The following is a 24437-nucleotide window of genomic DNA, read 5'->3' as shown; positions in this document are numbered from 1 at the left end:
TATGGCAACAACAGGTATATGGAAAATAGAAAAAAGATTAGATAATGTATTAGATTATACTACAAATGTAGAAAAGACAAAACATAATGAAAATAATAATTATTACGATTTACACAATGTGATTGAATATGTAGAATCAGATTATAAAACAGAGGAACAACTTTTTGTATCAGGAATTAATTGTAGTCCTAAAACAGCACTTGAAGAAATGAGTATTACAAAAGAACAATATGGAAAAACAGATGGAATACTTGGATTTCACGCATTTCAATCTTTTGCAGAGGGAGAAGTTACACCAGAACAATGTCACGCTATTGGAGTAAGACTTGCTGAAGAAATGTGGGGAGATAGATTTGAAGTTGTTGTTAGTACACATATTAATACAAATCATTATCATAATCACTTTGTTATAAATTCTGTATCGTTTAAAGATGGAAAAAGATATTATGATAAAAGAGAAACTTATGCAGAATTAAGAAGATTATCTGATTCGTTGTGTGAAGAATATGGATTATCAGTTATACAAGAAAAGCCCTGTAGAAATAGTAAAATAAATTTTGCTAATTATCAAAAAGATTTAAATAATAAAGTTAATTATTATTCTATTGCAAAAGAAGATTTAGATAGAGCAATAGGTATGGCTACTTCTTATTATGACTTTGAAGATCTAATGAAAGCAATGGATTATGAACTTATTTATAGAGCCAATAAATTAAGTATAAAAAGAAGTCCATATAAAAAAAATATTCGTATTGAAAGATATTTTGGTAGTGAATATTCTATTGAAAGGATTACGCAAAGAATTGAAGAAGAACACATTAAGAAAGTTCCATTTGTTGAAGAATATGGAATTAATAAAAAGATTAATGCTAATTATTATAAAAAGCGAAAACCAAAGGGATTTTATGCTTTATATATTCATTATTGTTATCTCTTAAAAGTTTTTCCAAAAAAATATCCTTATCAAAAATTATCTCCTGCTATTCGTGCTGATGTTAGGAAGATGGAAGATATATCAAATGAAACTAAACTGCTTGTCAGAAATAATTTAAAAACTGATGAGCAGTTTTTTTTGTTTAAAGAAGAAAAGGAAAAACAACTTAATGATTTGATGGATCAAAGAAGTAAACTTTGGTACAAACATAAAAAATCAAAATCTAAACAAGAAAAAGATGAAATAAGGGAACAAATTAATGAATTAAATAAAGAAATTACTCCATTACGAAAGGAGGTGGTGCTATGTAAAGATATATTAGAAAGAAGTAAGAAGATAGAAAAAAATCTTCAAGAATTATCTGATGAAAATATAAAAGTAAAGGAGGTAGAAAAAAATGAACACATCAGGTGACGCTGCTGAATCTATTGTAAGAATGAGTTTGCAAGGATTTGAAGTAGCAGTAAGATTAAGTGGAAGTGGTGCAAAAAATATTGCAGCATTATTAGTGGCAATATTAAAAGACAAACAACAAACAAAGGGAAAAACAAGACTTACTAATATGCTTAAATCTGGGAAAGAACTTAAAGTATTTACTGTAAAAGAAGAAGATTTAAAAAAGTTTACTGAAGAAGCCAAAAGATATGGAGTATTATTCTGTGCTTTAAAGAGTAAAGGTAAAAGTGTAGATGGTATGGTAGATATTATGGTACGTGCAGAAGATGCAAGTAAAATAAATCGTATTGTTGATAGATTTAATCTTTCTACTTATGATAAGGCTTCTATTAAAAGTGAAATTCAAAAGACAAAAGATAGCAAAGACAAGGGAGTTGTTATAAAAAGTGTAGAAGAAAGACTTGTAGATGACATTTTATCTAAACCAATTAATAAGGAGGAAAATGAAATGTCAAACCCCCAATTGGCAAAAACGGAAAAAAACCCTCCGTTAGAGCCTACCTTAAACAACAAAAACAAGTTAGACAAGGGTACTAAATCTGATAAACCTTCTGTTAGAGAAGAAATAAAATCAATTAAAGAAGAACAGAAGAAAGAAAGAGATTTAGATAAGTCTGAACTTAAAAATGAAAAAACTGAAAAAAATAAGACAACTAAACATAAACAACCAAAATCAAAAAAGAAAAAAGATAAAGAAAGAGGGTAATAAAATATGAATGATTTGGATGAAATAATGGCAAAAGCCAATGGTAGTAAAACTACTCAAAATAAAAAGCCATTTGATAAAAATGCTTGGATAGAAAAAAAACAACAAGAAAGACAAGAAGTATACGATTTAATGGATAAAATGGCAAATGAAATTAAATCAGATGTTAATAAATATAAACAGTATTTAGATGTTCAAGGCAGATTAGATAAATACTCTGTTGGCAATGCACTCGTAATTACTGCAACACTTCCTACTGCAACACAATTAAAAGAATTCAATGATTGGAAAGAAGCAGGTGCTTTTATAAAAAAAGGCGAAAATGGAATTAAAATATTAGAGCCAGGAGATTCTTTTACAAGAGCAGATGGTACTTCTGGAATTTCCTATAATGTTAAAAAGATGTTTGATATTTCTCAAACAACTTCTAATCAAAAACCAAAATTAATTAATTATGATGACAAAGTTAAATTAACTGCATTATTAAGAGATTGTCCTGTTGATATAAAAGCAGTAGATGATATTCAAAATGGTAATAACAGTGTTGTAGAATGGAATAAAAGTGATAATGCTTTATATGTCCAAAGAGGTGGAGAAACACCAGAAATATTTAAACAATTAGCCAGAGAATTAACAAGAGTAGGACTTGAAGAAAGTGGTAATTTAGAATTAGATAACTTTAAATGTAATTCTACAGCCTATATGCTTTGTAAAAAATATGGAATTGATGTATCCAATATAAACATTTCAATTCCAGATTCATTTAAAAATATGAGTTCTAGTGAAGTAAAAAATGAATTGACTTCTATGCGTAGCGTTATGGAAGATATAAATACAAGAATGAGTGCTTATTTTGAAACAATTTCTAAAACTCAAAAAAATAAGGAACACGAAAGATAGGAGGAATTTATGAAAGAGGAAATTAAAGTTTTAGAACTTGACAAATATGAACTAGGTATTCTTATCAATGCTTTAAATGCATTTAGAAATAAATTGATTCAAGAGGGCAAAGATACAGAATATGTAGATGAAGTTTTATTAAGAGCAATAGATGCCCCAGTTAAAAAAAAAGTTCTCACAAGGTGTTTGAGGAGAGATGAATACAGATTCTAACTATCCAAAGTGGGTTTATTGTATTGGATTGATACCTACGATATGGTCAGGAATTTTGATAGCACCATCAGTAAATGGAGGATTACCACAAATAATAAAGGATTTTTCCAATATTATAAGTAATCCTTTTCATTTTACTTGGTGTGATAATTCTTTAAAAGTTATTCTAGTGTTTATTGTTGTTTATGTAATGGCAATTACACTATATATATCTACTAAAAAAAATTATCGTAGGAGAGAAGAACACGGCTCTGCAAAATGGGGTAATGCAACCGAAATAAATAAAAAATACAAGCAAACCCCAATAGAAAATAATAAAATATTAACACAAAATGTAGTAATAGGATTAAATGGTAAAAAACATAGAAGAAATCTAAATGTTTTAGTTTGTGGAGGTAGTGGTGCCGGTAAAACAAGATTTTATTGTAAGCCGAATGTTATGCAATGTAATACTTCTATGGTTATTCTTGATCCAAAAGGAGAAATAGCAAGAGATGTTGGTGCATTATTAAAGAAAAAAGGATATGAAGTAAAATTTTTAGATTTAATAAATATGGAAAAAAGCCATTGCTATAATCCTTTTGTCTATTTAAAAGATGATAACGATGTTCAAAAATTAGTAACGAATCTTTTTAAATCAACAACACCGAAAGGAAGTCAGAGCAATGATCCTTTTTGGGATACTGCTGCAAGTATGTTGTTATTAGCATTGGTATTTTATTTAAAATATGAAGCACCAGAAGAAGAACAAAATTTCCCTATGGTTATGGAATTATTAAGAGCGGGAGAAGTACACGAAGATGATGATAGTTATGTTAGTCCTCTTGATGTATTATTTAATAGATTAGAAGAACGAGAGCCAGAACATATAGCAGTTAAATATTATAGAGATTATCATAGTGGCTCTGCAAAAACTCTTAAATCTATTCAAATTACACTTGCAGCAAGATTAGAGAAATTCAATCTTGAAAGTCTTGCTTCATTAACTGCAACAGATGAATTAGATTTACCATCTTTAGGAGAAAAGAAAACTGCATTATTTGCTTTGATTCCTGACAATGATACAAGTTTTAATTTTTTAGTTAGTATTTTATACACACAACTGTTTCAGCAGTTGTTTTTTTTAGCAGACCACAAATATGGAGGTAGTCTTCCAGTACACGTCCATTTTGTTATGGATGAGTTTGCTAATGTAAGTTTGCCAGATGACTTTGATAAAATTTTATCAGTTATGCGTTCAAGAGAAGTATCAGTATCAATTATTTTACAAAATTTAGCACAATTAAAAGCATTATTTGAAAAGCAATGGGAAAGTATAGTTGGAAATTGTGATGAATTTTTGTATCTTGGTGGAAATGAACAATCAACGCACAAATATGTATCAGAGTTATTAGGTAAAGAAACTATTGATACTAATACTTATGGCAAAAGTAGTGGTAGAGGTGGAAATTACTCAACTAATTATCAGATTAGTGGTAGAGAATTACTTACTCCTGATGAAGTAAGGTTACTTGATAATAAATATGCAATTTTATTTATTAGAGGCGAAAGACCGATTATGGATTTTAAATATGATATTTTAAAACATCCAAATGTTGCATTTACTACCGATGGAAAAGAAAAACCTTATTTACACGGAGGAACTGAAAATGCTATTGCTTCAATTATTATTGATGATAATTTAGATAATTATAATTTTGATGAAACTAAAGAAATAACAGAACAATATGAATTAATTACTTCTGAAGAAATAGAAGATTTTTTTAAAAGAAAAGGAGATTAGAAATAATGAAAAAGAAAAAAGAAAGTTTAAAAATGAGTAATAAAGTTAAAAAAATATTTAAAGCCTATGTTTTAGGTGTATGTATATTTGCTCTAACTATTGGAACAAGTATGAATGTTTTAGCAGCCGATGATCCAATGTCAGTTGTTAATAATTTATCTGATTTTATTTTTGGATTAATTAGAGCAATAGGAATGATTTTGCTTGGGTTTGGTATAGTTCAAGTAGGATTATCTTTAAAGAGTCACGATCCAAGCCAAAGAGCAAATGGATTTTTGACTGTTGCAGGTGGAATAATAATCACATTTGCAAAAGAAATATTAAATATGATTGCAGGATAACAATTATCAAAGGGCGAGTATTATTACTTGCCCTCATCTTATTTATACAAGGAGGTGTTGTTATTGAGTGATAATTGGGTAGTGCAAAATTTACAAAATGCACTAGATACTTGGAATTCAAAATTAAGTGAAATATGGCAATTAGTGACACAAACTCCGGAAACTTTTAAAGGTGGGACTATATGGCAAGTAATTCTGAATATTCACGGAGCATTACAAGCGATTGGTCTTGCGTTATTAGTATTGTTTTTTGTAGTAGGTGTTATGAAGACTTGTGGCTCGTTTGCAGAAGTAAAAAAGCCGGAACACGCATTAAAACTATTTATAAGATTTGCAATAGCAAAAATAGTTGTAACTTATGGACTTGATCTAATGCTTTCATTATTCAAAATAGTTCAAGGTGTAATTTCAACTATAATTACTGCTTCTGGTTTAGGAGGAACAACAAGTACAACATTGCCACAAACAATAATAACAGCAGTTGAAGATTGTGGTTTCTTTGAGTCTATACCATTATGGGCAGTAACACTGATAGGTGGTCTATTTATAACAGTATTATCTTTCATAATGATATTAACAGTATATGGTAGATTCTTTAAATTATATTTATATACTGCTATTGCACCAATACCATTATCAACATTTGCAGGTGAGCCTACACAAAGCGTTGGTAAAAGTTTTATCAAGTCTTACTGTGCTGTTTGTTTAGAGGGAGCAATTATTGTTCTTTCTTGTATTATATTTTCACTGTTTGCAAGTTCGCCACCAGTGGTTGACGCAAATGCAGCAGCAGTTACTCAAGTATGGAAATATATTGGAGAGTTAGTCTTTAATATGTTAGTGCTTGTAGGAACAATAAAATTATCAGATAGAGTCGTTCGTGAAATGATGGGATTATAGGAGGTGTCAAATGGACGAAAGAATACAAAAAATAAAAGAAAATATTGAAACTTTTTTAATGGAATCAATGGAACATCAAAATAAGAAAATTGATTATATATTAATTGATTCAGAAAAAAATGAAACTTATATATTAGCAAGTGATGGTGTAGATGAAGCAATAGAATTTACGCCATATTCAAAAGAATATGAAGGTGGATATGTAAATGTTCCAGAATGGGATTATAACTTTGATAATTATATTTATAATTATTTAGAAGAAGGTAAAAAAATTATTTATATGACAGACAATGTTCATTATAGTATTTGGAATTCTATCAATGAATTATATCCAAATGATATTGAATATAAAGATGGAGTTCAAAAATATTTGCAATATTGTGCAGATAATGGAATAACAAAGGAATATTTGGATAATAAAACAGGATTTGATACACCTGATGTTATGAAATATTTTGAAGGACTACCATTATATAAAACTATGGAATATAAAGGATATGTCATAGAGGCAGATGATAAAAATCTTGATAATGACAACGAGAATTTGGTGCATATTTACGAAAATCAACAAGATTATATTAACGGGGAAGAAATAGAAACTGTATCTTTAAAAACAATAGGACTAAAACAAAATGTAAGAGATTATATTGATGAATTTTATGTTGATAAATCAGTTGTAGAAAGTGAAAAATCCTATTTTACTTTTGTTTTAGGTTATGATTTATTAAACGATATGCTTTCAAAATCCTCAACACCAGAAAATGATATAAGTTATGATTTTTGTAGTATGGTTGCAGGGGAGTTCTTAAAAAGTGAGCAATATAAAAATGAAAAGTATTCAGCCTATGAAATGCTTGAAGAATGGGTAATTGAAAATAAAGACAAAATCAATGAAGAATATGAAAAGTTTACGGGAGTTAGTATGGATTCTAAAAAAACAAGAGAATTAGAAAATGCTATTGTTCTTGATGTTGGTTATAGAAGAAATGAGCCTATTGCTTTAGTTGAAAGAAAAAGTGATGACAATAAAGAATATGTAATTGCATTTTACTATAAAAACTTACTAAATTTCTGATTATCTTTTCATAAGCTGGTAAATGTCGGTATAGCCTGTATTTTAGGGCTTTATCGGCATTTTCCATTTGGAAGATACTTTGCATAAGCTGGCATTTACCAGCATGAAAATGCAACCAAAAGTAGTAAATGAGTAGTACAATCACCGATTTAAGAAGCAAGAGCCAGTCTTTCTAGTTCTGCTTTCGCTGAATTGAAAGTACCGTGTGCGTAATACCCTAATGTCATGGTGATGTTTGAATGTCCCATGATGTATTGCAGGGTGTTCGGGTTCATTCCTTTGTTTGCCATGTTCGTGCAGTAGGTATGTCTGAATGAGTGCGGTGTGATGTTTGGTAGCTGGTCTTTATGTGTCTTGTTATATTTCTTCACAAGTCCACGCAACATACTTTCGTAGTTGCCAGCCACTTTAGGAAAGCCCTTTTGGTTTAGGAACAGGAAATTGCTGTAACCGCCTATGATGATAGGCTCTGCCTTTCCTCTGTTCTGTAACACTCGCTTAAAGGCTTGATAGGCTCTTTCTGTCATTGGAAGCTGACGTTCTCCTTTTTTGGTCTTAGGTGTTTCAATGTAGTAGCCGATTTCACTGTCTTTCAATAGCTGGTGGTCTACATTGATAATACGGTTTGCCATATCAATATGGACTGTCAGACCGCAAAATTCAGAAATACGAAGCCCCGTTTCCAGAAGAATAACCACTTCATCATAATACTTGCTGTACGTCTTGTCCTGTTCCATAAAGGCAAGCATTTTTTCTTCCTGCTCTGGCGTGAGAATGACTTTTGGCTCTGAATTATCTTCCAGAACGTCACTCAATTTGAAGCTGAAAGGATTTTTTCTGATACAGTCGTCCTCAATCGCCATATAGAATGACGCTTTCAGAGAACGCTTGTAATTGCTAATCGTCTTGTAGGAAAAGCCATTCTCATACATTCGCATAGCCCATTCCTTACCGTCCGATAGCTTCACCGTATCAATGCTCCTTGCACCCAGCGGGTCGTTTTCCAGAATTTTCATAAGATACTGGCGACCTTTTTCTGTGTTGCGTTTCACATTCTTTCTCTGGCTGTTCTTCTTTGCATAAAGCTGGCAGACTGTCATTTTCCCGCCTATGGTGTTGATACCGTCGTCGAGGTCTTTCTTAATCTTTTTCTGCTTTTCCCTCAATGACAAATCTTCACGTTTCCCAGCGGGTGTCTTGTCTGTCGGAACAAGTTTCCAAGCATAGACAAACTGTGGTTGCCCGTACATATCGGTATATTTGTAAACGTATCTTCCGTCTTTTCTCTGGCTCTCTCCAAGTCGTAAATTGCGTCCCTTGCTGTCTTTTCTCTTTACATTAGACATAGTGCGAAGCTCCTTTCCGTCAAGGAATGAGCCGTTGATACGCTATACTTTATTATACCATACCTACGGCTCGCTGACATTAGATTTCGTCCAATGTATCAATGATTTTTTCAAACTGTTTTCGCTTAATCTGCACACGGTTTCCATTCACAATCACCCAGCCAGCGTCGAGGTTTTCCTCTGCCAGCTTACGCAATTTCTTTTCCCCGATACGGAAGTATTTTGACGCTTCCTCAATCGTCAGCGTGTACTTCTCCCAGATAGGCACATCAGTATTGTTCATAAGTATGCACCCCCTTTACTGTGTGTCTTATGGAAGCAGACAGACGGCTTTGGCAAGCTCCACTGGCATTTCAGCCATTCCCATTCCTGTGGGCAGAACCGCACCATGCGGGTGTATCATTATTCTGTGAATACAGGTCGTGGCAAAGCGACTTTTCCAACGGTCACTCTCGGATCACTGCATGGGTCGCTCGCTTCCCCTTATGGAAAAGGTCGTGGCGTACAGTCCCCGTGGCTCGCTGTATCACAAACGTATCTGTCTGCTTTATTCACTTGTCAAAGAACAGTGGCGAAAGCCATAGGCTCTCATGTGTAAAAGCAGAGGGCAGGACAGGAAAGAGGGGATTTCAACAAATCATGCCCTGCCATGATTGCTTTATTCTTCTGTTGGAACTGTACCAATATCGAAGTCTAAAATCATTTTGATAATAGCTTCTCTGATACGTCCTTTAAGCTCCATATCTACTACGATATAAACATTACCGTATTCATCATACAGAGGACGCAAACAGCATTTTGATATGTACGGGTCATAAAATGCCAGTATTCTTTCAATAGACTGTTCATTTCCGTCCACAGCAGATGAAATAAGTCGATAGGGTGGAAGTTTGTACCCTTTTTTCATGTTTCATTCACGCTCCTTTGTCAGTGTTTTCTTTAAATTTTGTAAAGCTCTATAACGGTTTTTAAAAACTCCTGCTCTGGAAATTTTCTGTGCTTTTGCAATTTCTGTATCGCTCATTTCCAGAAAGTAGTACATCAGAAGATTTTCACGGTTACGTTCCGATAATTGCTTTAATGCTTCTGAAAGTTCTTCATCAAGCACTCGGATTTCAACACCGCATACCTCAAACACGGTATAGTCACTCATGTACTCGTCCCATACAGCCAGCTTTTCAACAACGATTTCTGGAAGCTCACAGAAAGGAATTTCTTTATCTTTACGACGTTTTAATTCCTTTTTATAATTCCAGATAACGCCCTTAACAGTACGTTTGAGCTTACAGTCAAACTGACACTGGATTGTTTTTTGGAAGTCAGACGGTTTCATCATCTCACCCCCTCTCTGTCCAGACGTAAAAGGTATCTATCCCTCTTTCCGCCCCACATCGGTACAGGAGTGGGTGATTTGCTAACCTGTATAAGAAAGAAATTCAAAAAAATATTGAACTTCTCATAAATAACAAAAACAGTCAATCAGCACATGAATGTACCAACAGACTGTTTTTGTTATGTTTACGATATGAATTTTTAACTCATGTTTAAGGTGTATTGACTGGATAACCATTGTAAGGCAGTTATTCAGTTGTGAATACTGGCGTATTCGCTGGTATGCAATCATAGCACAACCCCCTTATTCAGAGCTGTACCGTGAGTGCAAAAGAAAAGGACAGCTCTGGTTATCCAAAACCGTCCTAATCAAATTGAAAGACATGGAAAAAGATATTACCCTAGAACGGTTTTTTTTATTTACCGTCAAGGTAATATTGATATGAATTATTAACGCATAATATATGCGTTTTTAACACATTCTAATCATGTGCCATGAAGTATAAACTCATGACAGGTGATTTAAAATGAGGAAAAAGAAAGACACGCACAGTTTTGATTTCCGTCCGCTGGGACTGGCAATCAGAGAAGCGAGAGAGAAAGCTGGGCTTTCCCGTAATGACTTAGGCGATAAGGTCTTTTACGGAGAACGTCATATCGCAGATATTGAGAATATAGGGAAACACCCCAGCTTCCAGTTATTTCATGATTTAGTGACAATGTTCCATATCTCTGTTGATGAATACTTCTATCCGCAGGAGAAAGCGGAAAAATCTACAATCCGCAGACAGATAGACGTATCGCTTGATGAACTGACAGATGAAGAACTCAAAATCATTCAAGGAACGATTGACGGTATCATGAAATACAAGGGAACGGGAAGCAAATAGACTTCTCGTTTTCTTTTTCCTCTCATAAGCTATCCTGCTGATCTGCTCCGCAGGAAGCAGGATAAGCACTTAAATCTTAGTTTTCTTTGTGATTGTGTAAATGTATTCTTCTGGTGTAGGTATCTTATTACCAAAATACTTTTTAAAATGTTTCTGCACCACTGGGTTTTGACTATTCACAGCATTGTCAATGTTTTCCTGTATCTCGGCTCTAAACTCTGATACCGACACGCCTCTAGCTTTTGCCCCAACCTTTAGCATATTTTTAATATCCTGCTTTTTTAGTATTCTCATTTTTGTACCTCATATATTAGTATTCTAATTGTTTAAACACCTGTCTTGAATACCATGTAATTAAAATCGAAGCGATAGAAGCTATAAGCATTACTATCCAAGCATTTTCAGAAAATACATCAAATAGAATACCGTAAATCATTTGTCCTATCGGCTGACCACACATAGCAACAGAAACTAATGTTGCCATGATTTTACCAACTAATTCTGGTGGTGTTTGCATTTGTACCACAGTATATATTTGTACTACAAATAATGTAGACACACCCATAGCAACAAAACACATTAGCGTAATCACCCAATAAGATATTATTTCTGGTAATCCTAGTAAAAGTGAAATTCCCATTAAAAATACAGAAGCAGAGCAAATCAATAAAAGAACATACAAATTTTTAAGTTTTAATTTTTCTGCCACTATTGCCGTCAAAAAGCCACCACATAATCCACCTAAAGAAAGTGACGCTTGTGAAAATCCATATAACGTATCAGACATTCCCAATACTTCTGAAATTAAAATTGGTAAGCCAACAATCAAAACGGCACTTAATACCAGATTAAAAATACATACCAAAATAATGACAGATATAAATATAGGTTTTTCGTGCCTTAAAAATCTGAAACTATCTTTTAAATCATTTTTAGCTACTGTAAAAACTCCTGTTTCACGAACACGTTTTTGATATGGTATATGTATGAATATTTCCATAATTGCCGAAAAAGTGAAACATACAATACTGGCAATCAAGATAGGCGTTATTCCATAAAATTGCAGAACAATTCCGCCAATAGCTGGACCAACAAAATTTGCCAAAGTATTTACCTGATTGATAACCGCATTTCCAACAGTCAATTTATCTGATGATACAAGTAATGGGACACTTGCCTGTACTGACGGCTGGTATGCTCCAGAAATACCGTATAGTAGCATTAAAAATACAATAAACAATGGAACCATTGGTAGTTTCCCCAATGATAAATAGAACAACGTAATAATAATAGCTGTACTAAAATCCAGTCCAACCATTATATTTCTTTTATTTATCCTATCAGCGAGTATGCCACCTACCATTGACAAAACTACCATAGGTAAAAATGAGCAAGCTGTAACAAGTCCAAAAAGAGTAGAAGAACCTGTTTCTTTTAAAAGATAATATGGTAGGGCAAAACGCAAAATTGCATTACCAAAAAGGGATATAATCTGTCCAATTACTACAAGGGTAAAATCACGTCTAAAAAGTTTTGTTTTTACTTCCATAGGTTATCCTCCTTTAAATTAAACCGACCGTCGGTTTATATATGGTTTAAAATAAACTGCACTTCCAAAATGTGTGTGCAGTCTATTAAAATGATGAATTACTTCTTATTGCAAAGTTGAACAAAAGCAGAAATTGTCTGATTATCAAGCAAGCCGTCTATACCCAATCCTTTTAAAAGAGTATTAAAAGTATCACACCTTTTTTTCATACCCTCCGTGTCAGTCATTTTAACCAAAGGATTTAGCCATACGTTTGTTAGTATCATAATTGCTTCTGCAATTTCATGCGGATTTTCAATATTTATAGAGCCGTCCTTAACACCCTCTGTTAAAATCGGTTCTACAAATTGCGGAGCTATCAGCTCATATATTTGTTCAATCTGCATTGCCAAAAATCGTGGATTATTCAGCAAACAGGGAGATACTGTAAGTAATACACTTTGATTAGAGTGGAATACTGCCGTTTGAAATATCTTTCTTAATTTTTCAATTCCACTTAAGCGACTATCATCTCTTATTTTTGCAAATATTTCTGCATTTTCATTTCCGAGTCGATGAAAAATCGCTTTCAATATATCCTCTTTAGAACTAAAATGATGATAAATTGCTCCTTTAGAAAGTTTTGTTTCATTGATAATATCTTGCAATGAAGTATCGTCATACCCTTTTTCAGAAAACAGTCTAGTTGATACATCTAAGATTAGCTTTACTGTTTCTTCTGGATATTTATTTCGTGCCATAATTCACCTCCATATACAAACCGTTGGTCTGTATATAGTATATATGATGATTTTACCCCTGTCAATAGAAATTAGACTTGCAGAGCATACTTTGTATGTTGCAAGTCTTTATCACTTTATCCAATAATCTTCCAGTTATTATCTTTATGAAGCGTCAGCTCATACTGTGATACCTGTGTCGCCTTTGTCTGATTGTCAATGAATTTTACAGCTACTTTAACTTTCACGTTGTCGCCGTCAGCCGTGAATACAGGATTGACAAGCTCGGAATAGAGATAGTCCCCGTTTATCGGTTCAAGGGCGTTTCCCTCTACATAGTAGGCAAGCTCCTTGTCCGTAGCGGTAGGGTACAGCTTGAAAAATGTTTCCAGAAACGCCGTAGCGTCACCCGCTGTATCAGCGTCCACGCTGTTGTCTGCTTCCTGTGCCTTTGGTTCATAGCTGGATTTCTCCATAGCAGGGGCAAGGGTCGGGTTCTGTATGATAACCATATCCCCGTCAGCGTCCACATGAACGGTCACAGTATAGGTTTCTGATACATTTCTTGTCTGGTCGCCCTCTTTTATCTGTTGATCTATTTCATAGGTAACAGAAAAAGCGTTCTCCCCAGACTGTTCTATATCCCAGATAATCACGTCCGTGACCGTGGAGCTGGTCGGTATATCCGTCCTCACGGTATCAACATTCAAATCCTGCAATTCCTGTGTCAGATAGGCACTGATAGCCTGTGTCCTTGCTTCGATTGCTTCCTTGCTGTTGCTCCATGTGTAGTAGGATTTACAGAAATTCTTCACGAAATTTTCTATCCCGTTGGTATCGTTAAGTCGTAGCTGTATGGTTTCTACCTCATGGGTGGTGTGCTGGTCGATAGCCGTAAAATTCTTATACACACCAAAGCTCACGCTTGCGATAAGCACCACCCAGAGGGCAATGACGGACTTCTTATGCGTCCCCACTTTCATAGTACGGACTTTCTTTTCCTTTATCGGTTTTTCTTTCTTCTTGAACATGATATTTTCATTCCTTTCTTTTTATTGCTTAATTCTGCCAGCCCCGATAAGGTGCTGTTGCCAGTAGCTATTGTTCAAATCGGCGTAGCCTATCGGGTCGCCAGCATGATACATCTGATTATTTCCCACATAGATACCGACGTGCGTTACATAGCTTCCTGCGTCATAGGTACTGTGGAAGAACACCAAATCCCCAGCCTGTGCCTGTGAAAGCGGGATATGCTGGGTAGCGTCATACTGTGCCTGTGCCGTTCTCGGCAGACTGATACCAGCCTTGCCATAGCACCATTGAACCAGCCCCGAACAGTCAAAAGAAGTGTTAGGATTGCTCCCACCGTACACATAGTCCCAGCCTTGATATTTCAGAGCTTCATTCATTATCTTCTGTGCCAGCTCGCCCGATACTTGACTGACCGTAAGATACTGGCTGACAAGCTCCACATAGAACATATTCCCGTAGGCATATCGCCAGCCACCATTGCGGGCGACAGCGATAGGGTTCGTATAGGTGACTTTCTTTCCCCCAGACTTATCACGGGAGAAATTCTCTGCCAGCGTGAAGCTGTGCTTTTTTCCATTGGAAGCCACATAGCCGATATAGCCACCGCCATAGTTGTAGGACTGTATCACCACGTTTATATCCTCTATGCCTTGATTTTCTGCTGAAGAAAGCAGGGACGCAAAATACTTGCACCCCTGCTTGATTGAGCTTTCCGTATCAAGAGAGTTAGGCGGTAAGCCCATGCTCTCGGAACTCTGCATAACGTCCTCGGCTGTCCCGCCACTTTCCACCTGTATGATTGCCAGCAGATAGGGGACATACTCGGAAATGCCGTATTCCTTTGCGTATTTCTCCACCATAGGCTGATGTTTCAACACCTCTGCGGACAGGTTCATGCCCGTTACCCATGAGGAAGAACCACCGCCCCCGTCGTCGTCCTCGGCACTGATAAGCACGCCAAAGAACAGCACTATCGCAAGAAGAAAGGGAAACAGACTGCCGATAAGGGCGATATGTCTTAATTTCATTTCTTACGTCCTTTCTTTCCTGTCATGTTTAGGGTCGCTTTCTTGATGTTTCGCTCCTTTCTGGTGGTCTGCTGGTTCAGCTCCACACCATTGAGCCTTGTTCCGTGTTTCTGCAATACAGGTTCAGCAGATTTTGAAGCAAGCGGACGCTCCTTGACAGGCTGTGCCTTTGTCGGCTCGGTATGTACCTTATCCGTGGTGACAGGACGCTTGATTTCCTGCACTTTCCCTGTGTCGGTCTTAGAAGCAGGAGAAGCAGTCACAGGTCTGTCATGGGGACGGGTAGCTCCTGTTGTCGCTGATCCGTCCGTCGTTCTTCCAGCCTGTTTTGCTTCCTGTGCTTTTTGAAGCTCCATACGCTTGTCAGCGATATTCTGTCTGTGCTGTTGGAGTTTGTCGGCACGCTGGCTCTGTCTGGTTTCCTGTCCCTGCACAATGCCACGCTTGAAATCGGACACATTTTCCTTTGCCTTTTCCTTAGCGGAGTGCAGGGCATAGGCGGTCTGGGTCGGCATATCCTTGATATTCTCCTTAACAGCCGTTGCCTTGTCCCTGACCTTGTTTTTCGTATCAAGCACCGCACCCACGGCTGAACCCGCTCGGCTTCCGAAAGAAGTATTGTCACGCTTGCGGGTCGTGCTGGCATGGGATTGTTTGTTTCCAGCAGAAGAAAGAACCGCTCCCGCCATAGCTCCCGTTCCAGCACCTACCATACTTCCTTTTCCAACCGCCCTTGCGATACGGTGTTCCATACGTCTAGCCCTGTGTCGCATGAACAGATACGGACGGCGGAATATCCTGCGTCCCATGCTCTGGCTGTCCCCAGCATTTAAGCTGAACATACTCATAAGGTCGCCCAGCTTCATGTAGATACCCGCAAAGCACACTATCTGTAAGAACGCAATCATAAAGAACGGGTAATCGGTGGAGATGTTATAAAACATACTGGAAATAGAAAAAGCCACCGTGACAATAAGGGTAATGCCTGCCCTTGTCATAATCGTATTGAACACTCGCACGATTGCCTGTTTTGCCATGTTCTCATAGCTGGGTATCATAGAAAGTAAAAAACTGATAGGCAGGAACATAGCGAAGATGATAAAAAGTATCTGGGAGAATATCATCATGCCCGTAAGCAGGAAAACGAATATCGTTATCCCCAGATTGAAGATAAGCAGGAAGAACACCATTCCCAGACGGTTGATGACCTGCGGTATCGTCAGATTGTCATTGTCGTTATCTTCGATTTCCGTTTTCACCACGTCCTCACGGGTCGCCCCGTCGTCTGCGGACGGACTAGCAGATACCAGAGCTTCCACACGGTCAGCCCCGATTTCTTCTATATCGCTGTTGCCGAATTGCAGGAGTAACCACGGCTGTTGTACCTGTATGGAAAACAAGCTGTCCCTTATCAAGTCCACGCTGTCTTTTCCCGCACTGTCGCTGTCGGGAAGCATGATTTTTGTCCCCAAATCCAGCGAAGCCGTGGAAATGTCCGAAGAAAAGTCATTGATTTTCTTGATATAGTCGGGAGCGTAGGCAATAAAGGAAGCGGACAGCACGAACACCACAATAAAGTTGATAACGGCGTGTAATGCCTTGCTGGTTTCTCGCTTGATAAGTCCTGTGTAGGCAACATAGATACCCACGATAAGGATAATGAGAAGCAGGAAGCCTACATAAAAGCCCGTACTTCCGAAGCCGTTTTCCGTCACGCCAGCTAGGGTCTGTATGCTCTTTCCGATACTGTCTGCCATGTCGTTGATGAAGTCCAGCTTATATGCCTGCTGGACGACGTACCCTGTGGCGTTGGAAAGATACAGGCTGATAGTCCAGATAAAATTGGTGATACAGTAAAGCCCGTATTGTACGGACTTTCCGATACCGTCCAGCCAGTTCCACGGAAGCCAGCCCCAGCTATTGTCCACATAGAAGTCAAGCTGGTAGTTTTCCAGCGGGTACTGTGAATACAGGTTGTCCGCATTGACGGTATCATCAACCAGCCCCGTGGCATGAGCCACCGTCCCGAACAGGGAGAGGAACACAACAGAGGTAAAAATGACTATCAGAGCAATCTTGAAAAAACGAAAGAGCTTCTTTTTTGTCAGAAGCCCCTTTATCCTATCTTTCATCACTCCACCTCGCTTTTCACGGGCGGTCTGGTATCAAAGGCGTGCAATAATTCTTCAAAGACAGGGTGTATCTGCACCACGCCCACACGCCCGTACAAATCTTGAAGCAGGCATTGTCCGTTCTCCAAGTCACGAAGTCGTTTCTGGTTGTTCTCGTCGTCCTTGTCGATACCGAAAAATTCAAGGGTCTGCTTTATCTCGTTGATGTCCGTAGAACGGAAAGCGAATTTCAGACCGATATTATTTTTTAGGCTCTCCTTTGACACGTCGCCAGAGGATTGTGTAACAAAGTACACGCCAGCCTGCATAGCACGTCCCGCACGCACCAGCTTGTTGGAGAGGGTTTCGCCCTGTGCCACGTTGAGGAACGCCCACGCTTCATCTAAATCCACGATTTTAAAAATGCTTCTGTCACTGTGGATAAAATCAAGGGCAAAGGTGGAAATGACAATCAGCATAGCTACGGACAGCAGTTCAATGGTGGTGTATTCCTCAAAGGTCGTGTCCTTATCGGGAAGTACCAAGTCTGCCACCTGTATGATATTGAGCTGGTTGTCCAAGCTGATAGCGTTCTTAACCGAACCGTCAGAGAACAGCAGATGTGCAAAGTCATAGTCCGTAAAGCTGTCGATATGGTCGGCAATATTGCGGGCTATCGCCGTGTCCTCTCTGCGTAGCTCGTCTATCACATGGAGAAGTCCTCGCTGATCGCTCTGGGTCACGGCTCGCACCGCTTTTCTAAGGACAGGGAATTTCTCGCCGTCCCTAGAGGAAATCCCCGTAAGGAATGTGAGAATGTCTATTGCCAGACTTTCAGCGTCCTTTACATTCTTCATAATCACGAACGGGTCAAGAAGCCCTGCGTTTTCCTTATCGCTGGTAAGGTTGACGATATTGATTTCATGGGCTATCTCTGGAAGCGTTTCTTTCCAGTTGCCACGCTCTGATTTAGGGTCGAGAATGACCGCCTGTCCGCCAAAGAGGACGGAATAATAGACAATCAGATTGTTGCAGAATGATTTCCCACCGCCCAGCGAACCGACAAAAGCGGAAGCCAGAGCATTGGTGACCGTACCTTTCACACCTTGACTGGCAAGAGAGGGCTGTAAATAGACGTTTCTTCCCGTGTCCACGGAATAGCCAATATAGATACCTGTATTTTCGCCAAGCTGTTGTGTCGCCCCGAAGCCAAGCCCTGCCAGAAAGTCGGATTTCACATACTGCACATAGTCATTGATGTAACGCTTGCTGGCGGGGAGAAATTCAGAGTGAAGCCCCAGCATATCCCCAGCAGGACGCACCAGCTTGACGTTTAAATCGTCGTAGAAGTCCTTGACCTCATCACAGCGTCGTTTCAGCTCGTCAAGGTCGGGAGCTGACACACGGATAACGTAAGAAAGTTTATACATACTTTCTTTGCTCTGGTCGAGGTCGGTTTCCAGCTCGTCCACGCTGTCTAATGCGTCCACCACGTTTGAGCTGGTTTCGCTTCCAGACTGATAGGCGTGGTTGTCCAAATCTTTCAGCTCTTTTTTCTTGTTGCGGACAGTCGATAAGGCTTTTCTGTTCCCGACGATTTCTACATTCATGCTCGTATCAACAGGAAACGTGAACTGCTGTTGCTGGAAGTAGAATATCTCACTGGACGGAAAATCCAGCTCGCCCACAATGGCATTGACGGTAAAGTAGGACACGAAGCTCTCGCTGTCCTCATGTTCCAGCCTTATGTATCGCTGGCTTTCCTCTATCAGACAGCGGGTCGGACGGATAAGGTCATACTGCTTGATGAGCGTTGCCTTTTTCAGCTTCTTCTTTGGAAGCGAATACTCGTAGTCCTCATACGCCACGCCGTCCCTGCCGTAGATATGCTCGATAAGATACCCGAAGTCGTTCTTATCCAAGCGTCGGAACTTGAAACGGCGGGAGATTTTATTTTCCAGCAGTTTTTCCATTTTCATATAGCGGTTGATTTCATCATCTGGCATGGAGATAAAGTCGTTCATCAGCGTGTGGTTGACCTCATTTAGAAATTCCTTGAACGTCAGAAACGCCGATTTTTTCATGCTGTCAAGGCTCACTTTTTCCTCTGTCACAATGAGCTTGAAGCCGATAAAAAAGCGGTAGTCCACTTGATTGTCCCCAATCATGCTTACTAACGCTTCTGTCTGTTCATCTATCTTCTGTATCGCCACATCACGAAGTCGTCCCGTCACCAGTTTTTTTGACTGTTCCTGTATGCTTCTTACGGAGCTTTCCGTCGCTATCTGTAAGGCGTGTATCTTTCCCTCACGGGACTGTGCGATAAGCTGACGAAAGCTGTCATGGACGATAAACTTCTGCTCCGCTGACAGAAAAGAATAGTTATACGGTATCAGCTCATAATAGGCGAATACCTCATTGTCCTTGTTCCAGACAAGGTTGTTGTCGATATACTTAATCGGGAACATACATCACACTCCTAACCGCCGTGACAGGTTCGCTGAACACTTCCTTTTCCAGCTTCACGGCTTTTCCTGCATAAGTAGTCTTAGGTCGCAAGGCAAATGTAATCTGCGATTTCAAGAAGCTGTAAGGCTTCTTGCCGTCAAAGGTCTTTTGACTCATAAACCATGTGAGGGCAACGGGAATACCGAAGTATTTTAAAAATGCCCCCTCGATAAACGATAACGGCGGTAAGTCCCCTAAGAGAATGACGGCAAACTCCGTGATAACAAACCACGTTATCTGGGTAAAGGTAACGGGAAACGGGAGAGTGAAGTCATTGATTGCATACAAGACTTTCTCCACGTTCCAGATACCCGTGTAGCTCTTAATCTTCTTCAATTCGTTTCAGCTCCTTTCATTGTAATGGAAAAGGACAGCCATTTTCAGACTGTCCTTGATAGAAAAAGCTGACAGTAGCGACCTAATCTGTCGCTAATCTGCCAGCTCTAATATGGTATCTCGCATATCCCACGGCTTGTTTCAATGAATGTCCCCTCTATGGACAAGTCCCTGCCGTATGCTTCATAGTCGATATAGTTCTGCAACGGTAGCGGTATCTGTCCCAATACCTGCAACTCGTCAATGAAGTAATAGGCAACGTCGGTCATGTCCGCACAGTCTGGATAATAATAAATCTCGTCCTTATGTTCGTAGACTTCTTCCAGACTTCCATAGTGGGAAACAAACTCGTCCAGAGCGTCTGTGATATAGTCGGGAAGCTCACAAATCATCTCGTACATCTCATTGAGTTCTTGAATGGAGATATACTCCCCGATTTCAATAGGGAAGTTGTCGGTATCATGGACAGCGTATTCCTCATAATAGCTGTTCAGCCCGATACGCTCCGCAACATCTTCCTCGTCGATAGGGAAAGAGAACCAATCCCCGACAAGTTCGCCCTCGTTGTACTTGCCAAGATTAGCGATATACACCCTAATGTCGTCAACCATAGGCACACACCTCTTTTCTACGGAAGTTCATAGATACCGTGGTCGGTTTCCACAAAGCGTCCGTTGTCGTCAAGGTACTGCCCGTAGGCTTCAAAATCGAAATAGCGGGTGACGTTCTCACTTAGGGAAGTAAAGTCTGGGTCATTGTTCAGAATGTGGCGGGCAACGTCCGTCATGTTCTTGCACCAAGAATAATGAATAATGTCGTTTCTGTATCGGTGCAGTTCGTCAAGGTCAGTGAAATAGCACATCAGCTCCGTATAGTCCTCTTTCAAATCAGAGGGTAGATTTTCGTAGGTATGGTACAGGTCATTGAGCTTTTCGACGGTGGTATCTTCCTGCACTTCATCAGCAAAGGGAAGCTCCTTGCCCGTGATATAGTAATAGTCTGTATCTACATCAATCCCCAGCAGTTCTTCCACCTGTTCCGTGTCGATAGGCAGGGTGAACCAAAAGGCTCGTATCTCGTCGTCTGTCGGTTCTCGTGCTTCAATCTGCACACGCATTTCTTCCATGTTTCATCACGTCCTCTCTTGTCAACGCTTCCTGTATGACGGCGTAAGGCACACCGAATACATAGCGTGAAAAATCTTCTAACTGTTTCTTAGGGTAGTCAGACAGGCAAAGGCGTTTCATCTCAAACCAGACCGTACGCTTGTAATAGGGCAGGTCGGAGAGATACGGACACCCGATTTTTGCCTGCATATCGGTAAAAATATCTTTCAATCAATCACTCCAATCTTAAATTTGAGTATAGAAAAAGCGGTTGATCTCCAATGGAGTAACCGCTTTGTGTGTGGGATATGAAATTGTAAAATTAGGATTTCGTATACGCCAACGTGATAATTATTACTTTTTATTTGGCTTTCTCTTAATTCCTAGTAATTTAATAAAATCTTGAAACATTGATGTATCGGTGGGTTCAAACATTACCCATTTACCATCTCGATAGGTTTTAGCTTCATCATAGATTTTTTGGACTTGTTGAGAATAATCATTGCGTTCTGCTTCAAATTTTGCTCTTTCGTCTTTTCCAAAGATAATCATAAATCCTATACAATTTTCTCTGGCATATAACGCACAGAGTGTCTTACCACCTCGGCGATATTTATACTCATAAGTCCATGCCTTTCCACCTTTATTCCATAGACGTTCCATTTCATATTTTTATAAGTACAACAAGTATACCAAGCACAATTCGATACCAACCAAACACCTTAAAATCATGTTTTTTGATAAAGTTCATTAGGAATTTAATTACTAAGACAGATACCGCAAATGCCACAGCCATACCGAGAACAAGAGCGAGCAGTTCTGCACTTGTAAATTCAAACCCGAATTTTAACAGCTTAAAAGCACTTGCTCCAAGCATAGTAGGTACTGCGAGGAAAAAAGTAAACTCTGCTGCTGCCACTCGTGAAACTCCTATGAGTAAAGCACCTATAATCGTTGCTCCCGACCGTGATGTGCCGGGTATAAGTGATAACACTTGAAATGCCCCTATCAAGATTGCTGTTTTATAGCTGATGTCAGAAAGTGCCATAGTAGTAGGAGTACGCTTTTTATTCCAATTTTCTATGAGAATGAATAACAAACCATAAAAGATTAACATGATTGAAATCACAATGGGGGTTTGGAGGTAAGCATCCAAATAATCATCAAATAGAATCCCCATAATAGCTGACGGTACACAAGCTACCGCAACCTTGAACCACAACGAGAAAGTATCCTTTTTAACAATTGACTGTGCTTTGTTCTTAAATTGAAAGGGAAACATCTTGTTCCAAAACATTACAACCACTGCGAGTATAGCTCCAAGTTGAATAACAACAAAAAACATTTCTTTAAATGCTTCGCTCATATTAAGTGTGATAAATTCGTCCACAAGAATCATATGTCCTGTGCTGCTGATAGGTAGCCACTCAGTAATACCCTCAACAATTCCAAGAAAAATAACTTTTAAAATTTCTATAAAATCAAGTACCATTATTTCAAATCCTCCTTTTTAAAATGATGAAAGGTCATAAGAAAACCAACTGCTGATACAAGAATAATAATAGATACAGACAGCAGTGTAGGATAGCCGGTACTCTGAAGTTTACCCTGCACCAAGAAATAGGTGGCTGTCCACGGATACAACGCTCCCCATTCTTGATTTGAAAGTGCGGCACTTCCCATGACAATCACGGCAGAGCCAATCATCGGGGCGACAAATCCTTTTGTTTTCATAGCAACAAACACAAAAGGAGAAACTGTTAAAAACATCAGGATACTGCCAAACAAAAACTTGGGGAGCCATACTATTGCCACTAGTAAGCTATATCCCTCCAATGTAAAGACAGCGTCATATAGCCCACAAACGATAAATATACCTGCCCATGTTACAAGGGTTAGCATAACAATCCAAAGAAGCAGGGTGCAAAATTTTCCAATTAATAGTTTTGTCCTTGAAATGGGTATGGGCAATATGGTTTTGAGGGTGCTTTCTGTGTACTCTCTGCTAAACAAGTAAGCTGCAATTGCCACATATATCATAATGTTTACCAGCAGCATGATATACAGTACACTGTCGCTGTATATGTCAGACAAGGTAAAGATAATCTCCGGCTTATCAAAATGTGTTTGCAAGGCTTCTATTAACATCAAAAGTGGGGTAGATAATACCCCTGCCACACTAATTAGCACCATTTTTGAACGCTTTAGTTTTAATAATTCACAAGAAATAAGATTAAGCAATACCGCCACCTCCAATCAGTTTAGAAAAGTAGTCCTCTAAGTTTTCCTCACTATCATTTATCCTTGTCACGAGCAGTCCATTTCGTGCAAATTCTCGATTGATTTCTCCAACACTTTGGCTAAAGTCATAAATTCTCACCGTACCGTCCTGCACTGTAAAATCCGTCATGTGGTAGTGGTTTTCTAAAATCTTTCCGGCTATCTCACTGTCAGATAAATCAAATTGAATGTATTTTCGATTCCTTTTGTGAAGCTCGGATATATTCACTTCCTCTACTAAATGCCCCTCGTGCATAACGCCGATAATATCTGCTATCTGTTCAATCTCGCTTAAAACATGGCTTGAGATAAAAATGGTAATGCCATGATTGTGACTAAGTTCAGATAAAAATGAGCGTATTTCAACTATTCCAATGGGGTCAAGTCCGTTAATCGGTTCGTCAAGTATTAAAAGCTCCGGCTCGTGCATAATGGCGGCGGCAATACCAAGCCGTTGCTTCATTCCGAGGGAATAATCGGAAAAGACTTTTCTTTTCTCCTTATGCAGCCCCACAACTTCAAGAGCTTTTTCTACTCCACTTTTAGATACTCCCCCTCGCAGTTTAGCGAGAATTTGCAAATTCTCATACCCTGTTAAATTACTGTAAAATCCCGGTGTTTCGATAATAGAGCCTACTTTGCTATAAAGGGTATGGATATTTTCCTTATAGTTTGTGCCAAACAAGCGTACCGTTCCCTCCGTTGGGAAAGCAAGCTGCAACATCATTTTCATTGCTGTGGTTTTGCCTGCTCCGTTTCTGCCGAGCAAACCATAAATTTTGCCCTTTGGCACATGAAGATTTACCTTATCGACAACGGTGGCTGTTCCGTATCGCTTCGTAAGATTTTCTGTTTCAATGATATAATCCATATTTGATTCTCCTTTCCGTGG

At 38.5% G+C, this 24437-nt stretch carries 27 protein-coding genes and 1 pseudogene; 9 read left to right on the top strand and 19 right to left on the bottom strand.

Going from position 1 to position 24437, the window contains the following annotated elements; translation table 11 throughout:
- Position 1: 1 nt before the first annotated feature.
- The 8 genes from FGQ49_RS03720 to FGQ49_RS03685 all read left to right on the top strand — a co-directional run bounded on the left by FGQ49_RS03720 (position 2) and on the right by FGQ49_RS03685 (position 7308).
- Complete coding sequence (locus FGQ49_RS03720) at positions 2-1348, top strand: relaxase/mobilization nuclease domain-containing protein (RefSeq protein WP_138268539.1); 1347 nt, start codon at positions 2-4, stop codon at positions 1346-1348.
- Positions 1332-2096: a PcfB family protein gene (locus FGQ49_RS03715; RefSeq protein WP_138268538.1), complete on the top strand. Its 765-nt coding sequence runs from the start codon at positions 1332-1334 to the stop codon at positions 2094-2096. Before FGQ49_RS03720 ends, FGQ49_RS03715 begins: the two co-directional genes overlap by 17 nt.
- 6 nt (positions 2097-2102) lie before the next feature.
- Complete coding sequence (locus tag FGQ49_RS03710; protein WP_138268537.1) at positions 2103-2996, top strand: ArdC-like ssDNA-binding domain-containing protein; 894 nt, start codon at positions 2103-2105, stop codon at positions 2994-2996.
- Positions 2997-3005: 9 nt separating this feature from the next.
- Positions 3006-3209 carry a hypothetical protein gene (locus FGQ49_RS03705; protein WP_138268536.1) on the top strand — a complete coding sequence of 68 codons (204 nt, stop codon included), beginning with the start codon at positions 3006-3008 and terminating at the stop codon, positions 3207-3209.
- Positions 3193-4992 carry a VirD4-like conjugal transfer protein, CD1115 family gene (locus FGQ49_RS03700; RefSeq protein WP_138268535.1) on the top strand — a complete coding sequence of 600 codons (1800 nt, stop codon included), beginning with the start codon at positions 3193-3195 and terminating at the stop codon, positions 4990-4992. Before FGQ49_RS03705 ends, FGQ49_RS03700 begins: the two co-directional genes overlap by 17 nt.
- A gap of 5 nt (positions 4993-4997) precedes the next feature.
- Positions 4998-5333 carry a glutamyl-tRNA amidotransferase gene (locus FGQ49_RS03695; RefSeq protein ID WP_138268534.1) on the top strand — a complete coding sequence of 112 codons (336 nt, stop codon included), beginning with the start codon at positions 4998-5000 and terminating at the stop codon, positions 5331-5333.
- A 63-nt stretch (positions 5334-5396) separates the two neighbouring features.
- Entirely contained in the window at positions 5397-6233 is an 837-nt protein-coding gene (locus tag FGQ49_RS03690) for a hypothetical protein (protein WP_138268533.1), read from the top strand.
- Positions 6234-6243: 10 nt separating this feature from the next.
- Positions 6244-7308, top strand: a complete 1065-nt coding sequence (locus FGQ49_RS03685; RefSeq protein WP_138268532.1) for a hypothetical protein — start codon at positions 6244-6246, stop codon at positions 7306-7308.
- A gap of 149 nt (positions 7309-7457) precedes the next feature.
- Here the strand turns inward: FGQ49_RS03685 and FGQ49_RS03675 are convergent, their stop codons facing one another.
- From FGQ49_RS03675 to FGQ49_RS03650, 4 genes are all read right to left on the bottom strand, one after another.
- Positions 7458-8654 (bottom strand): tyrosine-type recombinase/integrase, encoded by a 1197-nt coding sequence (locus tag FGQ49_RS03675; RefSeq protein ID WP_138268530.1) that lies wholly within the window; start codon positions 8652-8654, stop codon positions 7458-7460.
- 79 nt (positions 8655-8733) lie between these two features.
- Positions 8734-8937, bottom strand: coding sequence for an excisionase (locus FGQ49_RS03670; protein WP_021421702.1), 204 nt, complete (start codon positions 8935-8937; stop codon positions 8734-8736).
- 375 nt (positions 8938-9312) lie between these two features.
- Positions 9313-9561, bottom strand: a complete 249-nt coding sequence (locus tag FGQ49_RS03655) for a helix-turn-helix domain-containing protein (protein WP_021421703.1) — start codon at positions 9559-9561, stop codon at positions 9313-9315.
- A gap of 3 nt (positions 9562-9564) precedes the next feature.
- Positions 9565-9987, bottom strand: a complete 423-nt coding sequence (locus FGQ49_RS03650) for an RNA polymerase sigma factor (RefSeq protein ID WP_021421704.1) — start codon at positions 9985-9987, stop codon at positions 9565-9567.
- Positions 9988-10513: 526 nt separating this feature from the next.
- On the opposite strand from FGQ49_RS03650, the gene FGQ49_RS03645 reads away from it, so the two are divergent.
- Positions 10514-10876: a helix-turn-helix transcriptional regulator gene (locus FGQ49_RS03645; protein ID WP_032509185.1), complete on the top strand. Its 363-nt coding sequence runs from the start codon at positions 10514-10516 to the stop codon at positions 10874-10876.
- A 69-nt stretch (positions 10877-10945) separates the two neighbouring features.
- Here FGQ49_RS03645 and FGQ49_RS03640 read toward each other — a convergent pair whose 3' ends face one another.
- The 15 genes and pseudogenes from FGQ49_RS03640 to bcrA all read right to left on the bottom strand — a co-directional run bounded on the left by FGQ49_RS03640 (position 10946) and on the right by bcrA (position 24416).
- Positions 10946-11170 (bottom strand): hypothetical protein, encoded by a 225-nt coding sequence (locus tag FGQ49_RS03640; RefSeq protein ID WP_021421705.1) that lies wholly within the window; start codon positions 11168-11170, stop codon positions 10946-10948.
- Positions 11171-11186: 16 nt separating this feature from the next.
- Positions 11187-12425 carry an MFS transporter gene (locus FGQ49_RS03635; protein ID WP_021421706.1) on the bottom strand — a complete coding sequence of 413 codons (1239 nt, stop codon included), beginning with the start codon at positions 12423-12425 and terminating at the stop codon, positions 11187-11189.
- A gap of 98 nt (positions 12426-12523) precedes the next feature.
- A complete protein-coding gene (locus FGQ49_RS03630; RefSeq protein WP_021421707.1) occupies positions 12524-13165 on the bottom strand; it encodes a TetR/AcrR family transcriptional regulator in 642 nt (213 codons plus the stop codon).
- A 116-nt stretch (positions 13166-13281) separates the two neighbouring features.
- Complete coding sequence (locus FGQ49_RS03625) at positions 13282-14175, bottom strand: conjugal transfer protein (protein ID WP_060815713.1); 894 nt, start codon at positions 14173-14175, stop codon at positions 13282-13284.
- 21 nt (positions 14176-14196) lie between these two features.
- Positions 14197-15204, bottom strand: a complete 1008-nt coding sequence (locus tag FGQ49_RS03620) for a lysozyme family protein (protein WP_131023420.1) — start codon at positions 15202-15204, stop codon at positions 14197-14199.
- Positions 15201-17336: a CD3337/EF1877 family mobilome membrane protein gene (locus tag FGQ49_RS03615; protein ID WP_138268529.1), complete on the bottom strand. Its 2136-nt coding sequence runs from the start codon at positions 17334-17336 to the stop codon at positions 15201-15203. Before FGQ49_RS03615 ends, FGQ49_RS03620 begins: the two co-directional genes overlap by 4 nt.
- A complete protein-coding gene (locus tag FGQ49_RS03610) occupies positions 17336-19783 on the bottom strand; it encodes an ATP-binding protein (protein ID WP_138268528.1) in 2448 nt (815 codons plus the stop codon). The genes FGQ49_RS03615 and FGQ49_RS03610 overlap by 1 nt, the downstream gene beginning before the upstream one ends.
- A complete protein-coding gene (locus FGQ49_RS03605) occupies positions 19770-20159 on the bottom strand; it encodes a conjugal transfer protein (protein WP_087286019.1) in 390 nt (129 codons plus the stop codon). Before FGQ49_RS03605 ends, FGQ49_RS03610 begins: the two co-directional genes overlap by 14 nt.
- 107 nt (positions 20160-20266) lie before the next feature.
- On the bottom strand, positions 20267-20770 hold the full coding sequence (locus tag FGQ49_RS03600; RefSeq protein ID WP_138268527.1) for an antirestriction protein ArdA: 504 nt from the start codon (positions 20768-20770) through the stop codon (positions 20267-20269).
- Positions 20771-20787: 17 nt separating this feature from the next.
- A complete protein-coding gene (locus FGQ49_RS03595; RefSeq protein ID WP_010817897.1) occupies positions 20788-21285 on the bottom strand; it encodes an antirestriction protein ArdA in 498 nt (165 codons plus the stop codon).
- Positions 21260-21496, bottom strand: a complete 237-nt coding sequence (locus FGQ49_RS03590; protein WP_010817896.1) for a hypothetical protein — start codon at positions 21494-21496, stop codon at positions 21260-21262. The genes FGQ49_RS03595 and FGQ49_RS03590 overlap by 26 nt, the downstream gene beginning before the upstream one ends.
- A gap of 123 nt (positions 21497-21619) precedes the next feature.
- Positions 21620-21937, bottom strand: a pseudogene (locus FGQ49_RS03585) (DUF3788 domain-containing protein); the annotation flags it as partial.
- Positions 21930-22757 (bottom strand): bacitracin resistance undecaprenyl-diphosphatase BcrD, encoded by an 828-nt coding sequence (bcrD, locus tag FGQ49_RS03580; RefSeq protein ID WP_010817894.1) that lies wholly within the window; start codon positions 22755-22757, stop codon positions 21930-21932. The gene bcrD and the pseudogene FGQ49_RS03585, both read right to left, overlap by 8 nt.
- The gene (locus FGQ49_RS03575) at positions 22757-23506 is read right to left on the bottom strand and encodes an ABC transporter permease (protein ID WP_002576323.1); all 750 of its coding nucleotides are present in this window, start codon (positions 23504-23506) and stop codon (positions 22757-22759) included. The genes bcrD and FGQ49_RS03575 overlap by 1 nt, the downstream gene beginning before the upstream one ends.
- Positions 23499-24416 carry a bacitracin ABC transporter ATP-binding protein BcrA gene (bcrA, locus tag FGQ49_RS03570; protein ID WP_002576324.1) on the bottom strand — a complete coding sequence of 306 codons (918 nt, stop codon included), beginning with the start codon at positions 24414-24416 and terminating at the stop codon, positions 23499-23501. Before bcrA ends, FGQ49_RS03575 begins: the two co-directional genes overlap by 8 nt.
- Between the last annotated feature and the right edge of the window lie 21 nt (positions 24417-24437).

This window comes from Anaerofustis stercorihominis (assembly GCF_005844425.1).
Lineage (GTDB): Bacteria > Bacillota > Clostridia > Eubacteriales > Anaerofustaceae > Anaerofustis > Anaerofustis butyriciformans.
The sequence above is the reverse complement of the archived record's forward strand: the minus strand, read 5'-3'. Positions and strand labels throughout refer to the sequence as shown.

Bases quoted from the DNA above. Each gene is read 5' to 3' on its own strand.
- bcrA (WP_002576324.1), bottom strand. From the start codon at position 24,416: ATGGATTATATCATTGAAACAGAAAATCTTACGAAGCGATACGGAACA.
- FGQ49_RS03695 (WP_138268534.1), top strand. From the start codon at position 4,998: ATGAAAAAGAAAAAAGAAAGTTTAAAAATGAGTAATAAAGTTAAAAAA.
- FGQ49_RS03635 (WP_021421706.1), bottom strand. From the start codon at position 12,425: ATGGAAGTAAAAACAAAACTTTTTAGACGTGATTTTACCCTTGTAGTA.
- FGQ49_RS03685 (WP_138268532.1), top strand. From the start codon at position 6,244: ATGGACGAAAGAATACAAAAAATAAAAGAAAATATTGAAACTTTTTTA.
- FGQ49_RS03625 (WP_060815713.1), bottom strand. From the start codon at position 14,175: ATGTTCAAGAAGAAAGAAAAACCGATAAAGGAAAAGAAAGTCCGTACT.
- FGQ49_RS03705 (WP_138268536.1), top strand. From the start codon at position 3,006: ATGAAAGAGGAAATTAAAGTTTTAGAACTTGACAAATATGAACTAGGT.
- FGQ49_RS03715 (WP_138268538.1), top strand. From the start codon at position 1,332: ATGAACACATCAGGTGACGCTGCTGAATCTATTGTAAGAATGAGTTTG.
- FGQ49_RS03675 (WP_138268530.1), bottom strand. From the start codon at position 8,654: ATGTCTAATGTAAAGAGAAAAGACAGCAAGGGACGCAATTTACGACTT.
- FGQ49_RS03650 (WP_021421704.1), bottom strand. From the start codon at position 9,987: ATGAAACCGTCTGACTTCCAAAAAACAATCCAGTGTCAGTTTGACTGT.
- FGQ49_RS03645 (WP_032509185.1), top strand. From the start codon at position 10,514: ATGAGGAAAAAGAAAGACACGCACAGTTTTGATTTCCGTCCGCTGGGA.
- FGQ49_RS03640 (WP_021421705.1), bottom strand. From the start codon at position 11,170: ATGAGAATACTAAAAAAGCAGGATATTAAAAATATGCTAAAGGTTGGG.
- FGQ49_RS03600 (WP_138268527.1), bottom strand. From the start codon at position 20,770: ATGGTTGACGACATTAGGGTGTATATCGCTAATCTTGGCAAGTACAAC.
- bcrD (WP_010817894.1), bottom strand. From the start codon at position 22,757: ATGGTACTTGATTTTATAGAAATTTTAAAAGTTATTTTTCTTGGAATT.
- FGQ49_RS03720 (WP_138268539.1), top strand. From the start codon at position 2: ATGGCAACAACAGGTATATGGAAAATAGAAAAAAGATTAGATAATGTA.
- FGQ49_RS03615 (WP_138268529.1), bottom strand. From the start codon at position 17,336: ATGAAAGATAGGATAAAGGGGCTTCTGACAAAAAAGAAGCTCTTTCGT.
- FGQ49_RS03655 (WP_021421703.1), bottom strand. From the start codon at position 9,561: ATGAAAAAAGGGTACAAACTTCCACCCTATCGACTTATTTCATCTGCT.
- FGQ49_RS03610 (WP_138268528.1), bottom strand. From the start codon at position 19,783: ATGTTCCCGATTAAGTATATCGACAACAACCTTGTCTGGAACAAGGAC.
- FGQ49_RS03595 (WP_010817897.1), bottom strand. From the start codon at position 21,285: ATGGAAGAAATGCGTGTGCAGATTGAAGCACGAGAACCGACAGACGAC.
- FGQ49_RS03630 (WP_021421707.1), bottom strand. From the start codon at position 13,165: ATGGCACGAAATAAATATCCAGAAGAAACAGTAAAGCTAATCTTAGAT.
- FGQ49_RS03670 (WP_021421702.1), bottom strand. From the start codon at position 8,937: ATGAACAATACTGATGTGCCTATCTGGGAGAAGTACACGCTGACGATT.
- FGQ49_RS03700 (WP_138268535.1), top strand. From the start codon at position 3,193: ATGAATACAGATTCTAACTATCCAAAGTGGGTTTATTGTATTGGATTG.
- FGQ49_RS03710 (WP_138268537.1), top strand. From the start codon at position 2,103: ATGAATGATTTGGATGAAATAATGGCAAAAGCCAATGGTAGTAAAACT.
- FGQ49_RS03620 (WP_131023420.1), bottom strand. From the start codon at position 15,204: ATGAAATTAAGACATATCGCCCTTATCGGCAGTCTGTTTCCCTTTCTT.